The following is a 19,669-nucleotide window of genomic DNA, read 5'->3' as shown; positions in this document are numbered from 1 at the left end:
GTGCGAGACCGAGATCAGGACCGTGGGGTCACCCACCGACCGTCGGCGGCCCTGGTGTTCCACGCCCTCACCGGGCTGCCACCGGAGGGACCGCCGGTGGCCACGCTGCGGGTGCCCCGACAGCAGCCCGGCCGACGTCCGGCGGTGGCGCGACCCGCGTCGGCGCGCCGCTTCGGCCCGGCCGGACCGGACGTCGACGCCGCGGCCCGTCAGGTGACCGGGGAGGTGTTCGGCCGGGACCGCGACGGCCGCCGGGCCTATCCCTCGGCCGGCGGGCTGTACGCGGTGCGTGGCCACCTCGTGCAGTCGCACGCCGGTGCGGTGCTGGCCTGTGCCGGCGACGAGCAGCCCACGGTCGGCGTAATCGACGCCGGTGCGGTGCGGGAACACGCCTTCGCCCAGGTGACCGGCGAGCCGAACTGGGTGGTGCTGACCGGCCGCCAGCCCCACTACCAGGAGCGCTACGGCCTGCGCGGCTACCGCTACCTGCTGCTGGAGGCCGGGCACCTGGCGCAGTGCCTGCTCGACGCGGCCGCCCGGGCCGGCCTGCGCGCGTTGCCGGTCGGCGCCTTCGACGACGAGGGACTCGCCGAGACCCTCGGTCTGCGCGGAGCGGACCAACTGCCGCTGTACCTCATCGCGCTGGGCCGTTGAGGCGGGCCGCGCGACCACCCCGCACACACCGGAGGACCCGATGCGGCCGACCATCACGCACCGCTGGCTCGAACGCCCGCTGGCCAACACCTACCTCTGCCTGGCCACGGTGGGCGGGCCGGCGCTCGAACAGCTGGTGGGCGCGCCCACCGGCACCAGTCACCTGCTGGAGCACCTGCTGTTCCGGCGGGTCGAGACCGAGCCGCCGGACTCGCCGCTGCGCGGGGCCCGGCTGGGCATGTTCACCTCGCGGGAGACCATGCAGGTCGACGTCGTCTGCGCGCCCGAGGCAGCGCCGGGCATCGTCGCCCTGCTCGAGCGGTGGTGGCTCGACTTCCGGCTGACCGCCCGTCTGGTCGCCGAGGAGCTGCCGGTGATCCGGGAGGAGCTGGCGGAACGGCGCTTCGAGCTGATGCCCCGGCTCTGGCCCCTGGTGTTCGGCAGGTACGCACCGGGAAGCTGGGCCGCCCGGCCGCTCTCCGGCCCGGTCGAGGACCTCGCCGGGCTCGGCGTCGACCAGCTGCTCGACTGGCAACGGGCGGCGGTCGGGCTCGGCGCACACCTGAGCGCGGTCGGGCCCCGGGACCCGTGGCGGGGCTCCGGCCGGTACACGGAGCCGAAGCCGGGGGACGCGGTCTCGCTCCCCGACCTGCCCTGGACGTCGTTCACCTCGTCCCCGGTGCCGCGGGACGTCCCCGACGCCGACCGGGTGGTGGTGTGCTGCGCCCGGGAGGTGCCGGGCCGGCGGTCCCCGCACGCCGCCGCGGGCCACTGCCTCAACGGCGCGCTCGACCGTGGGCTGACCGTCGAGATCCAGCGGGAGCTCAAGCGCCGGCACGCCATCCGGTCGATCGAGTACCGCCAGGAGTTCCTCGCCGACCGGGCCGTCGTGGTCGCCGTCACCGAGTGTCGGGGCGAGGTCGCCGCGGACGTGTGCCAGCTGCTGGAACGCTCCTTCGACGTGCTGCGGCACGACGTCGACGCGGCGAGCCTGGCCGCCGCCGGCGCCGGTTACCTGGGCGGGTACCTGGACGAGCCGAAGACGCTCGCGCAGTACGACGCGCGCGCCGGCCTGCTCGCCGTCGATGCCGCCGTGGACACGCCCACGGCACTGCGGGACAGCCCACCGGAGACGATCCGGGCCCTGGTCCGCGACCACGTCGCGCCGGCCGGACCCGCGATCGTCGTCCGCCGGCGGTGACGGCCGTGCCCCGCGGCGGTGGCCGCGCCGGTCGGTTGATCCTCGCCGCCACCAGCCTCTCCGCGCTGGGCGACGGCTTCCGCTACACCGCGCTGCCGCTGCTGCTGCTGGCGGTGGGGGCGGGAACCGACACCCTGTCGACGGCGTACGTGGTCAACAGCGTTCCCGGCGTGCTCTTCGTGCTCTTCGGCGGCCTGCTCTCCGACCGTTACCCGGCCAAGCGCGTCGTGGTCCTGGTCGACCTCGTCCGGGCCGCCGCCGCGACCGTGTTCACCGTGGCCCTCGTCCTCGGCGCGGTCACGGTGTGGTGGGTCTACCTGCTGATCTTCGTCCTCGCGACGGCCGAGGTCGTCTACTTCAGCGCGATCCAGGTGTTCCTCGCCGACGCGCTCGACCGGTCCGACCTGGGCGTGGTCAACGGCCGCGTCGCGTCGGTCACCACCACGGCCAACAGTCTCGCCGGACCCGGCGCCGGCGCCTTCCTGTTCGGGCTCGCACCGGTCCTGCCCTTCCTCGTCGACGCCGTCTCGTTCGTGGCGGCGGCGGTCTGCAACGGGCGGGTGCCCACCCCGAGGCGGACCCCGGGCGGGGCGCCGGTCGGCCGGACCGGACCGGCCGGCGCGGTGACGCTGCTCGCCGCCGGCTTCCGGACGACCTTCTCCGACCCGGTCCTGCGCGGGCTCTTCGCCTTCGCGGTGGCGCGGGCCTTCGCCGCGGCGGCGGTGCTCTCCGTGCTGGCGGTCTTCGTGGTCACCGAACGAGGGCTTCCGGTCAGCCACTACGGATACGTGCTCGCGGTCGGCGCGGTCGGCGGGGTGCTCGGCGGCTGGTTGGTGTCGCGGTACGGCGACCGCGTGCCGCTGTGGCGGAGCACCTGGGTGGCGAACATCGCCTTCGGTCTCTCCTTCGCGTCGCTCCCGCTGGGCGCCGGCGTGCCGGTGATCGGTGGCCTGCTCGCGGTGAACCTCGCCGCCGCGGTCTGGACCGCGGTGCTGGCCGCCACCCACCGCCAGCGGGTGGTGGCCCGCGACGAGCTGGGCCGGACGAGCAGCGTGCTGCGGCTGGGCGTCGGCGTGGCGACCGTCCTGGGCGCCGCGGCGGCCGGCCTGCTCGGCGACGTGGTGCCGCTCGGCGGCTTCTTCGTCGCTCTCGGCCTCGGGGTGCTGGTCGTCTGCGCCCCGTTCCCCCGCCCACCCCGGCCGCGTGCCGAGCCACCGGTCGGGCCCCCCGGCGGCGCCCGCGCGGAGCGGGACGGCCCGGTCGACGTCACCGCCTGAGCCGGCGACGCGAACGGCCCGGAGCGTCGGGTCGACGTTCCGGGCCGTGGCGTGCGCGTGCCGCGTTACTTGAGGAAGCGGTCGAGCGCGGCCTCGATGGTGCCGCTGTCCGGCGCGGCGTACGACTTCAACGTCACCTTGTTGTAGGAGATGAAGCTCGGGCAGCGGCTGGCCGGCGCGGTCACGGTGCCGCCGTCGCCGATCTTCTCACCGGTCTTGGCCGCGTGGAACGTCAGCGTGTACCGCGACGAGATGTAGTTGACCGTGACGACCTTGCCGTCGGTGTTCTTGTACTGGCACTTCTTCGGCGTGCCCTCGCTGCCCTCGACCACCTTCAGGCAGCCGATCACCGACGCGGTCGCGAAGTCCGCCGACTTGGTGTAGTAGCTCTTGTCCGAGCTGAACGACTTCTGCGACCAGAACGTGGGCCGGTCCGGGGCGTTGGAGAAGACGAACGCCTTCGCGCTCGACGGCCCGGTGTACGCGGCGGCGTTGAGGATCGCGCCGCCCTCGCAGACCGCGGACATCTCGCTGGAGTACCGGGCGGTCAGCGCGTCGTTGTTGGACGGCTCGTCCGGCCCGGTCGACGCCGGCCCGGACTCGCTGGGGGCGGCGGTCGGCGTGCCCGGCCCGGGGGTCGCGCTCCCGGACGCGACCGGCTTCGGGTCGTCCTCGTCCCCGCCGAAGGCGACGTAGGCGAGCCCACCGCCGCAGCAGAGCAGCGTCAGCGTGACCGCGCCGGCGACGAGGCCCACGATCAGGCCCTTCGTCATCCCGCGCTTCGGCGGGACCGGCGCGAACGGCGCGGGCTGTCCGGGATAGCCGCCCGGCGCGGCGGGCTGACCCGGGTACGGCGCCGCGGGCTGGGCGCCGTACGGCGCGCCGGAGCCCGGCGGGGTCCCGTAGGGGGCGCCGGACGCCGGCTGGGCGCCGTAGGGGGCACCGGACGCCGGCTGGGCGCCGTAGGGCGCGCCGGAGCCCGGCTGCGCGCCGTACGGGGCGTTCGGGTCGGGCTGGTTGCCCCACGCTCCGGCGTTCGGGTCCGGATAGCCTCCGTAGGGAGGGTGATTGTCACTCATCTGAGGTTCTTCCACCTGTCGTCCGTGGTTCCGGCGATCAACCACCCGCAGCGTAATGACGGCCGCAAATTCGCAGATCGCCGAAGTCTGATCGTTCTTCACCACCGGTGTCGGGGCCGTTCCGGTGTGTGCCGGCGCGACCCCCCACGACCGGCTGGCGACCCGGCCGCGCCCGGTGCGCAGTTGTTGCGGGACAAGGGATCGGCTGCTCGACGGCGCATCCGCGTCCACTTCCCGGGACGCCGGAAAATGTGACGCAGACGACAGCCGCGCCGCCGCCCGGAGCGTCCCTCAGCGCGCCGCCGGCACGGCCTCCCGGGCCAGGGTGAGCGCGCCGAACAACGCGGCGTCGTCGGCGAAGCGGGAGCGCACCACGTCGGGCGGGTGCGGCAGCGCCTCGGTCAACCGGTCGACCAGCATCCGCCGGATCAGGTCGCTGCGGGTCACGCCGCCGACCAGCACGAGCCGCTGGGGGTCGAGGAGCAGGCAGCAGGTCGCCAGCGCCCGGGCCGCCTCGTCCACCCGGGCGGCCAGCGCGTCGCGGGCCGGGCCGGGCCGCTCGGCCTCGGCGGCCAGCCCGGCGGCCCCGCCCGACAGGCCGAGGTCGGCGGCGAGCCGGTCCAGCGCCAGCCCGGAGAAGTCCCGCTCCAGCATGGTCCCCGGCCAGGGACCGCCGGCCACCGCGTACCCGATCTCGCCGGCCGCGCCGCGGTGCCCGGACAGCACCGCACCGCCGACCGTCACGGCCGCCGCGATCCCGGTGCCGATCCCCACCACGAGGCCGGGGTCGACCCCGCGCAGGGCGCCCAGCCGCAGCTCGGCCAGGGCGGCGGCGTTCAGGTCGTTGTCGACCGCGACCCGGGACACGTCCAGCGCGTCGCGGACCGCGTCGGCGAGGCGGAGCCGTTCCCAGCCGGGCACGTTGGGCGCCAGGTCGATGCCGTCCGGGCGGACCACGCCGGGCGAGGCGACGCCGGCCGCGGCGACCGGGCCGCCGACCTCACCGACCAGGTCGCCGGCGAGGTCCAGCGCCCGGGCCAGCGCCTGCGGGGCGCCCTGTTCGGCCAGGGTGGGCACCCGGCGGTGGGCCAGCAGCCGACCGTCGGCGTCGGAGACCCCGACGGCCATCTTGGTGCCGCCGAAGTCGATGCCGAGCAGCAGCCCGGTCCTCCGGGCGCCGGCGGCGGGCGGGTCGGACAGTCGCACGCTCACCGCGCCCCCAGTTCGGCGGCCACGGCGTCCAGCGCCTCGTCCGCCGCGCGCAGCAGGTTCCGCACCGCGCCCAGCCGCTCCGCCACCGGGTCGAGGGCGGCGCGCAGCGCGCCCACCTGGGCGCGGACCGCCGCGGCGCCCGGCCCGTCCGCCTGCGCCCGCCGCAGCACCAGCTCCGGACGGACGGCGGCGGCGATCAGGTCGGCCACGGCCGCGTCGTCCAGCGCGCCGGCGATCGGGTCGGCGGCGGCCCGCACGCCCTCGGCCGTCCAGGTGTCCGGCCCGCCGGCGCGGACCAGCCGGCCGACCACCGAGTGGGCGGCCCGGAACGGTACGCCGTGGCGGGTCAGCGCGTCCGCGGCGGCGGTGGTGGTGGCGCCGGAGGCGACGATCTCCTCCCGGCTGGGCGGGTTGAGCGGCGCGATCTCGGCCAGGAAGCCACCGACCAGGGCGAAGAAGCGCTCGGCCCGGTCGTTGCTCTCCCAGAGCCGCACCTGCACGTCGGTGGTGGCGTTGTTGGAGTCCTCCCACCAGGCGGCGCCCACGTTGTTGAGCACCGAGGCGGCGTCCGCCGCGGCCTGCCCGGCGTACGAGACCAGGTGCTCCAGCACGACCGGGTTGCGCTTCTGCGGCATGATGCTGCTGCCCTGGGTGAAGTCGCCGGGGGTGGTGACCCAGTTCCAGCTCAGCCAGTCCATCAGCGTGCGGGCCAGCCGCGCGCCGGTGGCCAGGGCCCGCGCGTTGAGCGTGCCGACCCGGACCAGGTGGTCGGCGCCGGCCACCGCCTCGTACGAGTTGGTGACCAGGCCGGCGAAGCCGAGCAGCTCGGCCACCCGGGCCGGGGCGATGTCCAGGTCGGTGCCGGCGAAGGCGCAGGAGCCCAGCGGGGAGACGTTGAGCTGGTCGATCACGTCGGCGTAGGTGGCCGCCTGCTGGGTCAGCGCCTCGGCGTAGCCGGCCAGGGCGTGCCCGATCGTGGTGGGCTGCGCCGGCCGGCGGTGGGTGTAGCCGGTGATGACCACGTCGGCGTACCGGTCGGCCCGGTCGAGCGCGGTACGGCCGGTGTCGACCACCCGCTGGAGCACCTCGACGAGCTGGTCGCGCAGCAGCATCCGGAACACACCGGCGTCCAGGTCGTTGCGGCTGCGGGCCAGCTGCACGTCCAGCTCGGAGGTGGGGATGCCGCACGCCTCGGCGAGCCGCTTCTCCAGCAGGTAGTAGGTGTCCTCGAAGCCGCCGTCGTACGCCGGCGGCGCGCTGGTGTCGGCGCGCAGCTCGGCCAGCCCGCGCAGCAGCCGGGCGCCCCGGTCGGCCGGGATCAGCCCCTGCTCGGTCAGCATCACCACGTGCGCCTGGCTGGCCCGCACCATCGCCGGGTAGAGGCGCCCGACGTGGTGGTCGTAGGTCGGCGCCAGGTGGTTACGCTGGTAGGTGGTCAGCGTGCTCATCGGGTTTCCTTCCGGTCCGCGGTCAGGCCGAGCAGTCGCTCGGCGTTCCCGGCGAAGATCGCGCGCAGGTGCTCCTCGGGCATGCCCATCTCGTGGCAGATCCGGAGCTGGTCGTCGAGGTAGCGGGTGACGTAGCCGCGGGGGAACCAGGACGAGTCGCTGCCGAAGACGATGCGGTCCGGCCCGATCGTCTCGTAGCAGCGGCGGAACAGGTCCTCCAGCGTGAGCCGGTACGGCATCCAGCGCACCCACTGGTTGGAGCCGGACGTGTCGATGTGGACGTTCGGGCAGCCCCACGCGGTGAAGAACAGCTCCTGCACGTGCTGCACGCCGAAGTGCGGCACGACCACGGCCAGCTCGGGGAAGCGGCGGGCCATCCGGGCCAACTCGTCCGGTCCGCCGTGGCGGCCGACGCTGAGCCCGCCGGCGCTGCCGTAGTGCCCGATGTGGATCAGGACGGGCACGCCGAGGCGCTGGGCGGTGCCCCAGAGCGGGTCCAGGTCGGTGTGGTCGAGCGGGCCCCGCAGCAGCGGGGCGAACAGCTTCAGCCCGCGCAGGCCCCGCTCGGTGACCGCGCGGTCCAGCTCGGCCGCGGCGTCCGGTCCGTACGGGTCGTGGTGGGCGAAGCCGAGCAGCAGGTCCGGGTGCCGGTCGACCACGTCGGCGACGGCGTCGTTGCCGCCGCCGGTGACGAAGACGGCCCGCCGTACCCGCGCGGCGCGCAGCTCCTCGGCCCACCGGTCCGCCTCGTCCTGCCAGCGCTCGGCCGGCGGCTCGGGGTCCGGGAAGCCCCAGGCCCGACGCCACTCGCGGGCGTACGGCGCGGACCCGGCGGCCCGCACGGCGCGTTCGCGCTCGCCGCCCGGGTGCATCCCGGCGGCCTCTTCGCAGGCGTGCACCGTCTGGTCGGCGCCGATGCGGAAGTGCAGGTGGAAGTCGACGACGTCCAGTCCCCGGTCGACGGTCACGCGTCCTCCTCGGGCAGCGGGTCGGCGGTGGGCGGTTGCGGCAGCGGGTCGGCGGTGGGCGGGGCCGGCGGCGGGGCGGCCACCCAGGCCGCCACGATCTCGCGCAACCGCGCGCCGGCGGTGGCGCGGACCGTCCGCCCGACGTCCTCGGTGGCCAGCGAGACGTGCCCGGACCAGCCCTGCCACGGGTCGGGCCGGGACTCCACCAGGACGTACGGATGGTCCACCGGCAGCTTGGGCCGGGGCGGCAGGTCGGCGGCCGCGTCCAGGCGTACCGTCTCCGGCGCGAAGCCGAGCACACCCGAGGTCTCGTACGCGCCGCCGTGACCGCGGGCGATCGCGTCGCCGTAGAGTTCGGCGGTCTCCGCCGGGGTGACCAGCTGGAACCAGTTGACCAGCAGCAGGCTGGCGGTGCGCCGGCCGGAGACCCACTCCATGGCGGCCCGGACGGTGGACATGTTGGCGTCGTGGCCGTTGACCACCAGCAGCCGGGGGAATCCGGCGGCGACGATGCCCTCGATCACGTCGGCGAGATACCCCACGGCGATCTCCGGCCGGATCGCCACCGTGCCCGGCCAGGGCCGGGTCTGCCCGGGGCAGGCCGCGTAGGCCACCGGCGGGAACAGCACGCCGCGCGGACCGGGCCCGGACGCGGCGCTCTCGGAGGCGAAGCCCTCGGCGAGGACGAGGTCCGCGCCCAACGGGAGGTGCGGTCCGTGCCACTCCACCGCGCCGACCGGCAGCACCGCGAAGTCCGCGGCCGCGACCACGTCGGCCAGTTCGCCGCCGGGGATGCCGGCGGCGGGCAGCAGCCCGCCGCCGTCGGCCCAGCGTGCGGTCACGCCGTCCACTTGACCCCCTCCCGGGCCGCCCGGCCGCCGTTCTGGAGCCGGCCGGAGACCACCATCACCACGAAGATCAACACGACCTGGAGCATGCCGTACGCGGCGGCGGTGCCGACCTCGAACGAGTACATCCGGTTGTTGATCTCCACCGAGATCGGCGCGGTCTCCGAGGTGTAGATCAGCACCGAGGCGACGAACTCGCCGACGCCGTTGACGAACGCGAGCAGCGCGCCGGCCAGCACGCCGGGCAGCATGAGCCGCAGGGTGACCGTGCCGAACGCGCGCCACCAGGACGCGCCGAGGTTACGGGCGGCCTCCTCCAGCGACGGGTCGAGCTGGGCCAGCGTCGCCGAGCTGGAGCGGAACACCAGCGGCAGGAAGCGGACGAAGTAGGCCAGCGGCATGATCCAGAAGGTGCCGATCAGCACCTGGCCGAAGCTGAACGCGTTGCCGGTGCTGAACGCCGAGATCAGGTTGATCGCGACCACCGTGCCGGGCAGCGCCCAGGCGAGCATGACCGCCACGTCCAGCAGGCCGCGCCCGCGGAAGTCCAGCCGGCGCACCGCGTACGCGATGAGCACGCCGACCACGACGCAGCCGACGGTGGCGAGCAGGCTCATCTGCAGCGAGTTGAGGATCGGCCGGTACGCGTCCGGGTCGGAGAAGATGGTGACGAAGTTCTGCGTGGTGTAGCCGGACGGGATCACCTCGGTGGTCCACGACCCGTCCCGGGAGAACGCCACCAGGGCGATGGTCGCCACCGGCGCGAGGAGCACCACCACGGCGAGCAGCGAGGCGAGCAGCGCCAGCCAGCGGGCGAACGGGTTGGTCAGCTCGCGGCGGTGGCTGGCCACGCCCTTGGACTGGGAGCGGTAGCTGCGCCGCCCCTCGTACCAGCGCATCCCCAGCAGGAACAGCACCGACACCACGGCCAGCACCGACGCGTAGGTCGAGGCCATCGGCAGGTCGCCGTTGGTGCGGTTGATGTAGATCTGCATGGTCATGGTCCGGTCCACGCCGAACAGCAGCGGGGCCGTGTACGAGGCCAGCGAGGTCATGAAGACCAGCAGCGAGGCGGAGACCAGCGCCGGGGTGAGCATCGGCAGCAGCACCGTCCGCCACACCCGGACCCGGCCCGCGCCGAGGTTGTAGGCGGCCTCCTCGACCGAGGGGTCCATGCCGACGAGCGCGGCGGACGTGGCGAGGTAGAAGAACGGGTACATGGTGAACGTGTGCACCACCAGCACGCCGGCGATACCGCTGAACGGCAGCACCGGGTTCTCCGTGCCGAACAGCTGTTGCAGCGCGCGCGGCAGGATGCCGGTCTCGCTGTAGAGCAGCTGGAACGAGATCGCCCCGATCAGCGGCGGCAGCGCCGCCGGCACCAGGATGATCGCCTCGATGATCCGGCGGCCGGGGAACGAGAACCGCTTCAGCAGGAACGCCATGGCCACGCCGACGACGCCGCAGAGCAGCACGCTCGCCGCCGAGATCAGCAGCGACGTGACCAGCGCGGAGCGGGCCACGCCGTCGCCGGTGAGGAAGCTGGCCCAGTTCGCCGGCCCGTCCACCCCGACGCTCTCGCCGAAGGTCGCGAGCATCGGCTGGACCACGTAGCCGAACAGGACCAGCGCCAGCGGGAACACCAGGACGTACGGGAACCAGCGCGAGTTGGCGTTGAGCCCGGGGCGGCGGGACCGCCGGCCCGACGGCGGGGTGGGGTCCTCGGTGATCGGCGGGACGGTGGCCGCGCTCGGGGTCGCGGGAATCGTGCTCATGGCGTCACCTCAGTTCGCGACTGCGGGGCTCGCAAAATCGGCTCACTCCTCGCGCTCACGGCGTCACCTCAGTTCGCGACTGCGGGGCTCGCAAAATCGGCTCACTCCTCGCGCTCACGCGCCCACCACCCACATCCGCTCCGGCGGCAGGCTCAGCCCGACCTGGTCACCCACGCCCAGCCCGGCCGGCACGTCGATCGCGGCCACCTGGACCGGTTCGCCGGCCACGTCGATGAGCAGGTTGGTGGCCATGCCGGTGAACTCCAGCTCGGTCACCCGGCCGGTGAGCGCGCCCTCGTCGGTGGCGGAGGTGAGCGTGATGTGCTCGGGCCGGACGCTGACCAGGGCGGTCGCGCCCGCGGTGAGCCCGTGGTCGGCGGGCGCGGCGACCGGGACCTCCGAGCCGCCGGGCAGCGCCACGGTGACGCGCTCCGGGCCGACCGTGACCACCGGCAGGTCGAGCACGTTGCTGCGGCCGATGAACCGGGCCACGAACGCGGTGGCGGGCCGGTGGTAGATCTCCTGCGGCGTGCCGACCTGGCGGACCCGGCCGGACTCCATCACCGCGATCCGGTCGGACATGGCCATCGCCTCGGCCTGGTCGTGGGTGACGTAGAGGGCGGTGGTGCCGCTCTCCTTCTGGATCCGGCGGATCTCCACCCGGGTCTCCTCGCGCAGCTTGGCGTCGAGGTTGGACAGCGGCTCGTCGAGCAGCAGCGTGCGGGGGCGGATCACCAGGGCCCGGGCCAGCGCGACGCGCTGCTGCTGGCCGCCGGAGAGCTGGTCGATGCGCCGGTCGCCGTACCCGGCGAGGTGGACCTGCCCGAGCGCCTCGTCGATGCGCCGGCGGGACTCGGCCCGGCCGACCTTGCGGATCTTCAGGCCGTACGCCACGTTCTGGGCGACGCTCAGGTGCGGGAAGAGCGCGTAGTTCTGGAACACCATGCCGGTGTCGCGCTTGTTCGGCGGGCGGTTGGTGACGTCCTCGGCGCCGAAGCGGATCCGGCCCGAGCTGGGGAAGTAGAAGCCGGCGACCATGCGCAGGGTGGTGGTCTTGCCGCAGCCGCTCGGGCCGAGCAGGGTGAAGAACTCCCCCGCGCCGATGCGGAGGTCGACGTCGTCGACCGCCGCGGTGTCGCCGGCACGCGGGAAGCGCTTGCTCACCGACTCCAGCGTGACATCGATCATGATGTCTCTCCTTGCGTCCGGTAACCGGGTCCGACCGGTGACGGGGTGGGTGGTAAGGGAACGGCGACGGCGGGACGCCGGGTGCGCGGGGCACCCGGCGTCCCGTCCGGTCAGCCCTTGTTCTTGATCTGGCTGTTCCAGTGGTTGATCCACTCGGTCTCGTTCTTGCCGATCACGTCCCAGTCGACGTCCAGCGGCTTGAGGTCGAGCTGGGCCAGCCACTCCGGCTTCTCGGCGATGTCCACGGCCGGGATCTGGTAGTAGTCCTTGGCCAGCTCGGCGCGGAGCGAGTCGTCGAAGAGGAACTCGAGGAACTTCTGCGCGCCCGCACTGTTGCCGCCCTTGACCTGGGCCAGCCCGTCGACCAGGACCGGCGCGCCGGAGGCCGGCATCACGTAGCCGAAGGGCATGTTGGCCTGGTTGGCCTGGAGCAGGATGTCCTGCAGGTTCCAGGCGCTCAGCGTGCCCTGCTGGCGGGACAGCTTCAGGTAGAGGTCGGTCGGGTTGGCCGCGTACGCGCCGGTGTTGGCGTCGAGCTTCTTCAGCCAGTCGTAGCCCGGCTGCGGGTTGCTGCCGTCGGGCGACTGGCGCTGGATCATCGAGGCGTAGATCGACCGCATGGTGCCGGAGGCGGCCACGTCGCGGATAATGATCTTGTCTTTCCACTCCGGCTTCAGCAGGTCGTCCCAGTCCTTCGGGGCCTGCTCCGGGGTGAGCGCCTTGTTGTTGTACATGATGACCTCGGGCAGCAGGATCTCGCCGAACCACCGGCCCTGCGGGTCCTTGTACGCCGCGTCCATCTTGCCGGCGAACGACGGCTGCCAGCCCGCCAGCAGGTCCTCGGACGCACCGGCGGCCAGACCCTGCTGCGTGCCACCCCACCAGACGTCGGCCTGCGGGTTGGCCTTCTCCGCGCGGACCCGCTCCAGGATCTCCTGGGCGCCCAGGTTGAGCACCTCGACCTTGCCCTTGTACTCGGGGTACTTGGCGGTGAACTTGTCGACGACGTAGGTGGTGACCTTCTTGTCGCGGGCCGTGTAGATGGTCAGCTTCTCGGCCGCGCCGCCGCCGGAGTCACCGGAGCCGCCGCCGCAGGCGGTGCCGGCGGCGAGGACGGTGGCGAGCGCTCCGGCGAGCAGGAGTCGACGTCTCATGGGGTACCTCCGAGGGGTGTGAGGGGGGAACGGTGGATCAGGGAGCGGGTAGGAGGGCGGACAGGCCGGACGCGGCGGCCGAGAGCGCGTAGCTGATCGCGCCGTAGAGCACCGCCCGGTCACCGAGCACCGCGCGGCGGACCTCGGTGGGACTGGGCGCGGCGGCGGACACCAGCGCCTGCAGCCGCGCCACGGCGGCGTCGTCGAGGTCGGCCGCGGCGCCGCTGAGCAGCACCCGGCCGGGGTCGATCACGCAGGCGCAGGAGACGATGAGCCGTGCCCAGGCGTCGAGCAGGTCGGCCAGGTAGGCGGCGGCGCGCTCGTCGGCGGCGGCCAGCTCCACCAGCGCCCGCACCGGCGCGGCCGGCCGGCGCCCCGGGGCCAGCGCCACCACCCGCTCGGCGACCGCGCTCTCCGACCAGCGGGCCTCGAACGGCCCGACCCCGTCGTGCCCCCGGTCGGCCCGGTCGAGCGGCAGGAAGCCGACCTCGCCGGCCGCGCCGCCGGAGCCCCGACGGACCTGCCCGTCCAGCACGAGACCGGCGCCGATGCCGTCCGCGACGTGCAGCAGGAGCAGGTCGGCCACGTCGACCCCGGCGCCGGCGGCGTGCTCGCCGGCGGCCATCAGGTTCACGTCGTTGTCCACCACGACCGGCACGCCGAGCCGCCGCTGGACCGACTCCCCCACCGGGCGGGCCTCGACCAGCCCGACGGAGGGGGCGAGCCGGACCGCGCCGCCGGTCGAGACGCCGGGCGCGGCGATGGCCACCCCGCGCAGCGCCGGCAGGCCGGTGCCGGCCAGCTCGGGCACGGCCGTGCAGATCAGGTCGACGATGTCGCCGGTGCGGCGCACCGTGCGGTGGGCGATCACGGCGCCGTCGCTGTCGGCGATCTCGCAGCTGATCCGGGCCGGTTCCAGCGCGACCGCGGCGACCAGCTCGGCGCGCGGGTTGAACTCCAGGATGGCGCGGGGGCGGCCGGCCCGGGACGCGCCGGGGCCGCGCTCGATCAGGTAGCCCTCGGCGATCAGGTCCCGGACCAGCGGGGTGAGCGTGGCGGGGCTCAGCCCGGTCAGCTCGGTCAACTCGGCCCGGGACAGCACCCGGGCCTGGCGGGCGGCGGAGATCACGCTACGGCGCTTGATCTCCTTCGACCGCTCCCGGCTCACCGGGCTCGTCGGTGGGGTCACCACGTCAGTCACAGTTCCTTCCTACGGCGAACGAAGTATTGAGTCAAGTAACGGTTGGATCTCGCCGACCTCGCGGCGACGGTCTCCACCTGGCCAGATGACCGATATGGGCGCGTCGGAGCGCGGACCGAATCCGTCGGCGCGGGGTCCGCCGACGCGGCAGAGGGCCCCATTTGCTTCACATCGCAAAGAATCGCGGGCGGCCCGCCCGACGGGGACGACTTCAGCGCCGCCCGCCGAACTGCCAGTTGTGCACCTCGATGTCGGGGTAGCTCCGCTCGCTCAGGAGGGCACGAGCCGCCTCCGGATGCGACGCCCGCACCAGCATCGCGGTACCCAGCCAGGCGTCGCCGTCGTCCGACAGCAGCGGGCCGTACGCGATCAGCCGGTCCGCATCCGGCGGCACGGCGAGATCCACCGCCCGCCCCGCGCCGAGGGCCAGCACCAGGTAGCGGTTGCCGCCGACCGGACCACCGGGGAAGTCGCCCATGGCCCGCCCCAGCGTGTTACGCCAGCGTCGGAGCAGCACGTCGCGATACACGCCGGCCTGGTAGTTGGGCTCGTCGAAGGCGAACGCGCGGGCGGCGGCAGGGTCGGGCAGGTCGACGATGTGCAGGCTGCCGGTGGGCGTCTCACCGTCGTCGGCGAGGGTCGGCCCCCGGGCGATCATTCCGCTCGCGAACCGGTCCATGTAGGACCAGTGGTCCTCGCGCAACGCCTCGCGCAGCGGGACGGTGCCGCGCCGATCACGGTGGAAACACAGAAACTCCATGCCGGACAGTCTCGACGCACGGCCGGCGGCACGGTGGCCGGCGTCGCCGGCGGCCCGGCCGGACACCCCGACCCCGGGCGCCCCACATCCCCGACCACCCCTTAATGAGGTCCATCTATATTGACGAGCGTCATGGACGCGGCCAGACTTCCGGAACCACCACCCCCACCATCCCGCTCCGGGAGGGCGCCATGAACCGTCCCCGCCTGCCGCTACGACGTACGGCCGCACGACTGGCCGCGCTCGCCGCGGCCACCGCCGGTGTGCTGCTCGCCGTCGCCGCGCCCGCCAACGCCGCGGTGCCCACCGGGCGCTACGTGGCGCTCGGCGACTCGTACACCGCCGCCCCGCTCGTGCCCACCCAGGTCGACCTGAACTGCCTGCGGTCCAACCGCAACTACCCGTCCCTGGTCGCCGCGTCCGCCGGCTCGTCGTCGTTCGCGGACGTGAGCTGCTCCGGGGCCACCACCGACGACATCCTCTACGGCGGCGACGGGCAGCTCGGCATCACCGTGCCGCCGCAGCTCAACGCCGTCACCTCGACCACCGCGCTGGTGACGGTGCAGATCGGCGGCAACGACATCGGCTTCTCCGGGATCATCAGCGACTGCGCCGAGGCGAGCGTCAGCAGCCCGCTCGGCTCACCGTGCAAGGACCGGTTCACCGCCGGCGGCACCGACCAGCTCCGGGCCCGGATCGCCGCCACCGTGCCGAAGGTGACAGCCGTGCTGCGGGCGGTCCGCCAGGCCGCGCCGAGCGCGCGGGTCGTGGTGCTCGGCTACCCGGCGATCCTGCCGGACAGCGGGTACGGCTGCTGGCCGGTGGTGCCGATCGCCTACCAGGACGTGCCGTACCTGCGCGGGGTGGAGAAGGCACTCAACTCCATGCTGGCCGACACCGCGGCGGCGAACGGCGCGAGCTACGCCGACGTCTACACCCCGTCGATCGGCCGGGACGCGTGCAAGGGCAGCGGCACCCGCTGGGTGGAGGGACTCATCCCGCAGAACACGGCCGCGCCGTTCCACCCGAACGCCCGCGGCGAACAGGGCATGGCCACCGCCCTGCTGGCGCACCTCAACTGAACCGGTCCGCCGGTGGGCCCGTCCGGACGGGCCCACCGGCGGTGTCCCGCCGTCAGGCGCGGGTGAGGCGGACGGCGTCGGCGACCACGAAGCCGCTACCTGCGGTCCACCGGCTCACCCCGACCCGGTCGCCGGATCCGGCCGCCAGCGCGAAGACCCCGAGCGAAACCCACCGGCCGCCGCCGGACCGCTGGTCGACCACCACCGGCCGGTTGCCGGTGGTGGTTGCCACCAGGTACGGCGTCCGGTCGTTGTAGCCGGGGTCGGCCGGGTACCACACCGCGACCTCGTAGTCACCGGCCTCGGGGAGCGTCGCCCGGAACCAGGCCACGTCGCTGATCGACGCCGGCGCGGCGAACCGGTAGTCGGCGCCGTACCGCTGGCCCGAGTACGCCGAGGCGCCCCACGCCGCGCCGGCCGTGAAACCGCCCGTGGTGGCGTTGTCGACGGTCACGCTCCACGGGCCGGGCGGCGTCGCACCCCCGCGCACGTCGATCCAGTTGCGGTCGATGGTCATCGTCACGCCGCCCCAGGTCTCGGTGACGTCGCCCGCGTACTGGTGCAGGCGTTGGCGGTCGGCGTAGCGGGTGTCCGCGCAGTAGGTGCCGGCACCGGTGTCGGCGACGCCGTTCCACCAGGCGATCCAGATCTGGTCGAGGCGCAGGTACCGGGTGTCGTCGTAGGCGTCGCACACGTCCTTGATCCCGGACGAGCCGCTGGAGTACATCCCGGCGAGGTAGCCCCGTGCATGCAGTCGCTCCACCCAGCCGGACAGGAACGACAGCACCGCCGCGCGGCAGGAGGCGCTCGACGGGTAGTGCTCGACGTCGTTGTAGAGCGTACTGCCGACGCCGATGCCGAGCGCCTGGGCGGCGCCGACCGCGTCGTCCGCCGCGGTCGCCCCCTGAGCGCGGGCGACGGCCGGGTCGGCGGACATCTTCGGCGTACGGGTGCCGCAGGGCGCCTGGCGGCCGAGGTCGATCGGGATCAGGCGCCACCCCTTGGCGGTCTGGCTCGCCACCCAGGTAGCGGTGAGGTTGGGTTGCGCGCACGTCCGGCTGGCGCCGCTGATGTAGACACCGATCGCGCGGTACGGCGAGCCGGCCAGCCAGGCGTCCATCGCGACCTGCGACGGGGCGGCGCAGGTGTCGAACCCCCGGCCGGTGAACGTGCCGGGCTGCGGGCCGACCGCCGCCGCCACTGGCGACGGCTCGGCCGCCGGGGCGGCGAGGGCGGTGGCGACGGTGAGCGCCGTCAGCGCCACGGCGATCGTTCTCATCGGCAAAACCTTTCATCGAGACGTGAGGGAGTGAAGGGTATCGACATCTCGATCGATCCGGGATAGCGTGCCCGCACTTACATCCGTCGATCGGTTGGATGCCGAGCGCCGTCCCCGAAGGAGCGCCATGCCCACGTCCCGATCCGTCCGTCTGCGACGCCGCGGCCTGCTCGGCGTCCCGGCCCTGGTGGCCGCCGCGCTGACCGTGGTGGCCCGCCCCGGCGCGGCCGTCGCCGCGCCGAAGGCCGAGTGCCTGGCCGACCTGCTCCGGGAGCAGTGATGGCGACCATCCCCTGGCTGGTGGACGTGCTCCGGGCCGCCGGGGTCCAGGTCGTGGTCGAGGGCGACTGGCTCAACCGCGGACGACCCGGCTCCTTCGACCCCATCGGTGTGCTCTGGCACCACACCGCGGCCACCTCCAGCGCGAGCAACCCGCACCCGGCGCTCAACATCTGCATCAACGGCCGGTCCGACCTGCCCGGCCCGCTCTGCCAGGCCCTGGTGGACTACCACGGCGTGTTCCACGTGATCTCCGCCGGCCGGTGCAACCACGCCGGCGTCAGCGGCGGCAGCGGGCCGATCCCGGCCGGCGACGGCAACACCCTGATGATCGGGTGGGAGATCGACTACAACGGCGTCGACCAGCGGATGACCACCGCCCAGTACGACGCCAGCATCGCGGCCACCGCCGCCGTGCTCACCCGGCTCGGCCGGGACTCCAGCTACGCCCGCGGACACCGGGAGACCAGCACCACCGGCAAGATCGACCCGTCCTTCATCGACCTGAACACCATGCGCGCCGACGTGGCGGCGAAGATGGCCGGCGGTGGCGGCGGGTGGTCGTCGATCGTGGACAACGCGACCGCGGGCCGGTTCACCGCCAGCACCAACTGGGGGGTGTCGACCTACTCCGGGCAGCGGTACGGCGCCGACTACCGCTACGCGGACCCGGTCGCCGCCAGCGACGCCGCCTGGTACAAGTTCAACGTCCCCCGCACCGGCAACTACCGGGTCGAGGCGTGGTGGCCGGCGAACTCCGGCTACAACGCCTCGACCCCGTACGTCGTCGCCACCACCACCGGCAACCGGACCGTCTACGTCGACCAGCGGGCGACCGGCGGGCAGTGGCGCACCCTCGGCACGTTCACGCTGCCGGCCGGGGACGCCGACCGGGTCGCGGTCAGCCGCTGGAGCTCCGCCGCCGGGCTCGTCATCGCCGACGCCGTCCGACTCACCGAGGTCTGACCGGCGGTGCGGCCGGGGTGACGCCACCCGGCCGCACCGCCCTCGTCCCTCAACGCAGGGACCGGAAGGCCGTACGCATCTCCTCGGCGAACAGCTGCGGCTGCTCCCAGGCCGCGAAGTGCCCGCCCCGGTCCAGCTTGTGGTAGTGGATCAGGTTCGGGTACGCCCGCTCCGCCCAGCTGCGTGGCGCCAGCAGGATCTCGTCCGGGAACTGGCTCACCGCCGCCGGCACCCGGACCCCCTTGGCGGCGAAGAACGACAGCTTGTTCTGCGCGTACAGCCGGGCCGACGACACACCGGTGTTGGTCAGCCAGTAGAGCGAGACGTTGTCCAGGATGTCGTCCCGGCTCAGGCCGCCGGGACGGCCGGCGAAGGCGGCGCAGATCAGCTCCAGGCTGGCCGCGTCGTGGTCGAGCATGAACGTCGCCAGCCCGACCGGCGAGTCGGCGAGCGCGGCCAGCGTCTGCGGCCGGGTCGTCATGATCAGCGCGTACGCCGAGTGCTTCCAGAAGAAGTCGAGCCGCTCGCAGGCCGCCCTCTCCTCAGCGGAGAGCCCGGCCGGCAGCTCGGCCAGCGGGTTGTTGACGCCGGTGATGCCGCGCTGCATCAGCGCGTCGATCTCCGGCGGCACCACGCAGGGCATGTTCGTGTGGATGCCGGCCAGCTCCGGTGGCGCCTGCACGCCGAGCATGTCGGTGATCAGCGCGCCCCAGTCGCCGCCCTGCGCCACGAACCGGTGGTAGCCCAGCCGCCGCATCAACTCGGTCCAGGCGCGGGCGATGTGCTCCGGGTCCCAGCCGGGCTTGTCCGGCTTGCCGGAGAAGCCGTAACCGGGCATCGACGGGATCACCAGGTGGAACGCGTCCGACGCGCTGCCGCCGTACGAGGTCGGGTCGGTCAGCGGGCCGATGATCTTCAGCTGCTCGATCACCGAACCCGGCCACCCGTGCGTGACCACCAGCGGCAGCGCGCCCTCGTGCCGGGACCGGACGTGGATGAAGTGGATGTCCAGCCCGTCGATCTCGGTGACGAAGTTCGGCAGGTCGTTCAGCCGGGCCTCGACCCCGCGCCAGTCGTACTCCTTCTCCCAGTAGCGGGCCATCGCCTGGCTGGTCTCCAGCGGCACGCCCTGCGACTGGTCGTCGACGGTCTGCCGCTCGGGCCAGCGGGTGGCGGCGATCCGCCGCCGCAGGTCGCGCAGGTCCTCCTCGGGCACCTCGATCCGGAACGGTCGGATGTCGGTGGTGGTACGGGTCGGCGTCATGGTCTTGACGGCCACGGATCTCTCCTCGTCGGTC

Annotated in this window: 18 protein-coding genes; 6 read left to right on the top strand and 12 right to left on the bottom strand. The window is 73.8% G+C overall.

Translation table 11 applies throughout. The annotated features are described in order from the left end of the window. Genes GA0070622_RS15460 through GA0070622_RS15455 form a run of 3 tightly spaced genes read left to right on the top strand, consistent with a single transcriptional unit; the run spans position 1 to position 3,132 of the window. The gene (locus GA0070622_RS15460) at positions 1-654 is read left to right on the top strand and encodes a nitroreductase family protein (RefSeq protein ID WP_176558769.1); all 654 of its coding nucleotides are present in this window, start codon (positions 1-3) and stop codon (positions 652-654) included. 40 nt (positions 655-694) lie between these two features. Beyond that, positions 695-1,855, top strand: a complete 1,161-nt coding sequence (locus tag GA0070622_RS32050; RefSeq protein ID WP_141561869.1) for an insulinase family protein — start codon at positions 695-697, stop codon at positions 1,853-1,855. A gap of 5 nt (positions 1,856-1,860) precedes the next feature. Then, positions 1,861-3,132 carry an MFS transporter gene (locus GA0070622_RS15455; RefSeq protein ID WP_176710496.1) on the top strand — a complete coding sequence of 424 codons (1,272 nt, stop codon included), beginning with the start codon at positions 1,861-1,863 and terminating at the stop codon, positions 3,130-3,132. Positions 3,133-3,197: 65 nt separating this feature from the next. Here the strand turns inward: GA0070622_RS15455 and GA0070622_RS15450 are convergent, their stop codons facing one another. The 10 genes from GA0070622_RS15450 to GA0070622_RS15405 all read right to left on the bottom strand — a co-directional run bounded on the left by GA0070622_RS15450 (position 3,198) and on the right by GA0070622_RS15405 (position 14,765). Continuing rightward, entirely contained in the window at positions 3,198-4,211 is a 1,014-nt protein-coding gene (locus GA0070622_RS15450) for a hypothetical protein (protein WP_091573937.1), read from the bottom strand. A 291-nt stretch (positions 4,212-4,502) separates the two neighbouring features. Next, positions 4,503-5,423 (bottom strand): ROK family protein, encoded by a 921-nt coding sequence (locus GA0070622_RS15445; protein ID WP_245666322.1) that lies wholly within the window; start codon positions 5,421-5,423, stop codon positions 4,503-4,505. Beyond that, on the bottom strand, positions 5,420-6,871 hold the full coding sequence (locus GA0070622_RS15440; protein WP_091573936.1) for an argininosuccinate lyase: 1,452 nt from the start codon (positions 6,869-6,871) through the stop codon (positions 5,420-5,422). The genes GA0070622_RS15445 and GA0070622_RS15440 overlap by 4 nt, the downstream gene beginning before the upstream one ends. Next, complete coding sequence (locus GA0070622_RS15435) at positions 6,868-7,839, bottom strand: amidohydrolase family protein (RefSeq protein WP_218012340.1); 972 nt, start codon at positions 7,837-7,839, stop codon at positions 6,868-6,870. Before GA0070622_RS15435 ends, GA0070622_RS15440 begins: the two co-directional genes overlap by 4 nt. Further along, positions 7,836-8,681, bottom strand: coding sequence for a creatininase family protein (locus tag GA0070622_RS15430; RefSeq protein WP_245666320.1), 846 nt, complete (start codon positions 8,679-8,681; stop codon positions 7,836-7,838). The genes GA0070622_RS15435 and GA0070622_RS15430 overlap by 4 nt, the downstream gene beginning before the upstream one ends. Continuing rightward, a complete protein-coding gene (locus GA0070622_RS15425; RefSeq protein WP_091573934.1) occupies positions 8,678-10,462 on the bottom strand; it encodes an ABC transporter permease in 1,785 nt (594 codons plus the stop codon). Before GA0070622_RS15425 ends, GA0070622_RS15430 begins: the two co-directional genes overlap by 4 nt. Positions 10,463-10,576: 114 nt before the next feature. Beyond that, positions 10,577-11,650 carry an ABC transporter ATP-binding protein gene (locus GA0070622_RS15420; protein WP_091573933.1) on the bottom strand — a complete coding sequence of 358 codons (1,074 nt, stop codon included), beginning with the start codon at positions 11,648-11,650 and terminating at the stop codon, positions 10,577-10,579. Positions 11,651-11,760: 110 nt separating this feature from the next. Further along, positions 11,761-12,804 carry an extracellular solute-binding protein gene (locus tag GA0070622_RS15415; protein WP_091573932.1) on the bottom strand — a complete coding sequence of 348 codons (1,044 nt, stop codon included), beginning with the start codon at positions 12,802-12,804 and terminating at the stop codon, positions 11,761-11,763. A gap of 37 nt (positions 12,805-12,841) precedes the next feature. Beyond that, on the bottom strand, positions 12,842-14,005 hold the full coding sequence (locus GA0070622_RS15410; protein ID WP_091573931.1) for an ROK family protein: 1,164 nt from the start codon (positions 14,003-14,005) through the stop codon (positions 12,842-12,844). 211 nt (positions 14,006-14,216) lie between these two features. Further along, positions 14,217-14,765 (bottom strand): YciI family protein, encoded by a 549-nt coding sequence (locus GA0070622_RS15405; RefSeq protein ID WP_091577456.1) that lies wholly within the window; start codon positions 14,763-14,765, stop codon positions 14,217-14,219. A 191-nt stretch (positions 14,766-14,956) separates the two neighbouring features. Between GA0070622_RS15405 and GA0070622_RS15400 the strand changes: the two genes are divergently transcribed. After that, entirely contained in the window at positions 14,957-15,847 is an 891-nt protein-coding gene (locus GA0070622_RS15400; protein ID WP_091573930.1) for an SGNH/GDSL hydrolase family protein, read from the top strand. Positions 15,848-15,899: 52 nt separating this feature from the next. Here the strand turns inward: GA0070622_RS15400 and GA0070622_RS15395 are convergent, their stop codons facing one another. Continuing rightward, complete coding sequence (locus tag GA0070622_RS15395) at positions 15,900-17,126, bottom strand: glycoside hydrolase domain-containing protein (RefSeq protein WP_091573929.1); 1,227 nt, start codon at positions 17,124-17,126, stop codon at positions 15,900-15,902. A 127-nt stretch (positions 17,127-17,253) separates the two neighbouring features. Between GA0070622_RS15395 and GA0070622_RS32595 the strand changes: the two genes are divergently transcribed. Further along, positions 17,254-17,406: a hypothetical protein gene (locus GA0070622_RS32595; protein ID WP_176710495.1), complete on the top strand. Its 153-nt coding sequence runs from the start codon at positions 17,254-17,256 to the stop codon at positions 17,404-17,406. Beyond that, entirely contained in the window at positions 17,406-18,371 is a 966-nt protein-coding gene (locus GA0070622_RS15390; protein WP_091573928.1) for a golvesin C-terminal-like domain-containing protein, read from the top strand. Before GA0070622_RS32595 ends, GA0070622_RS15390 begins: the two co-directional genes overlap by 1 nt. Before the next feature lie 49 nt (positions 18,372-18,420). Here the strand turns inward: GA0070622_RS15390 and GA0070622_RS15385 are convergent, their stop codons facing one another. After that, entirely contained in the window at positions 18,421-19,650 is a 1,230-nt protein-coding gene (locus tag GA0070622_RS15385; RefSeq protein WP_218060595.1) for an epoxide hydrolase family protein, read from the bottom strand. Positions 19,651-19,669 lie beyond the last annotated feature (19 nt).

The sequence above is a fragment of the Micromonospora sediminicola genome, assembly GCF_900089585.1.
Taxonomy (GTDB): Bacteria; Actinomycetota; Actinomycetes; order Mycobacteriales; family Micromonosporaceae; genus Micromonospora; species Micromonospora sediminicola.
This window is presented reverse-complemented; position numbering and strand designations above follow the sequence as displayed.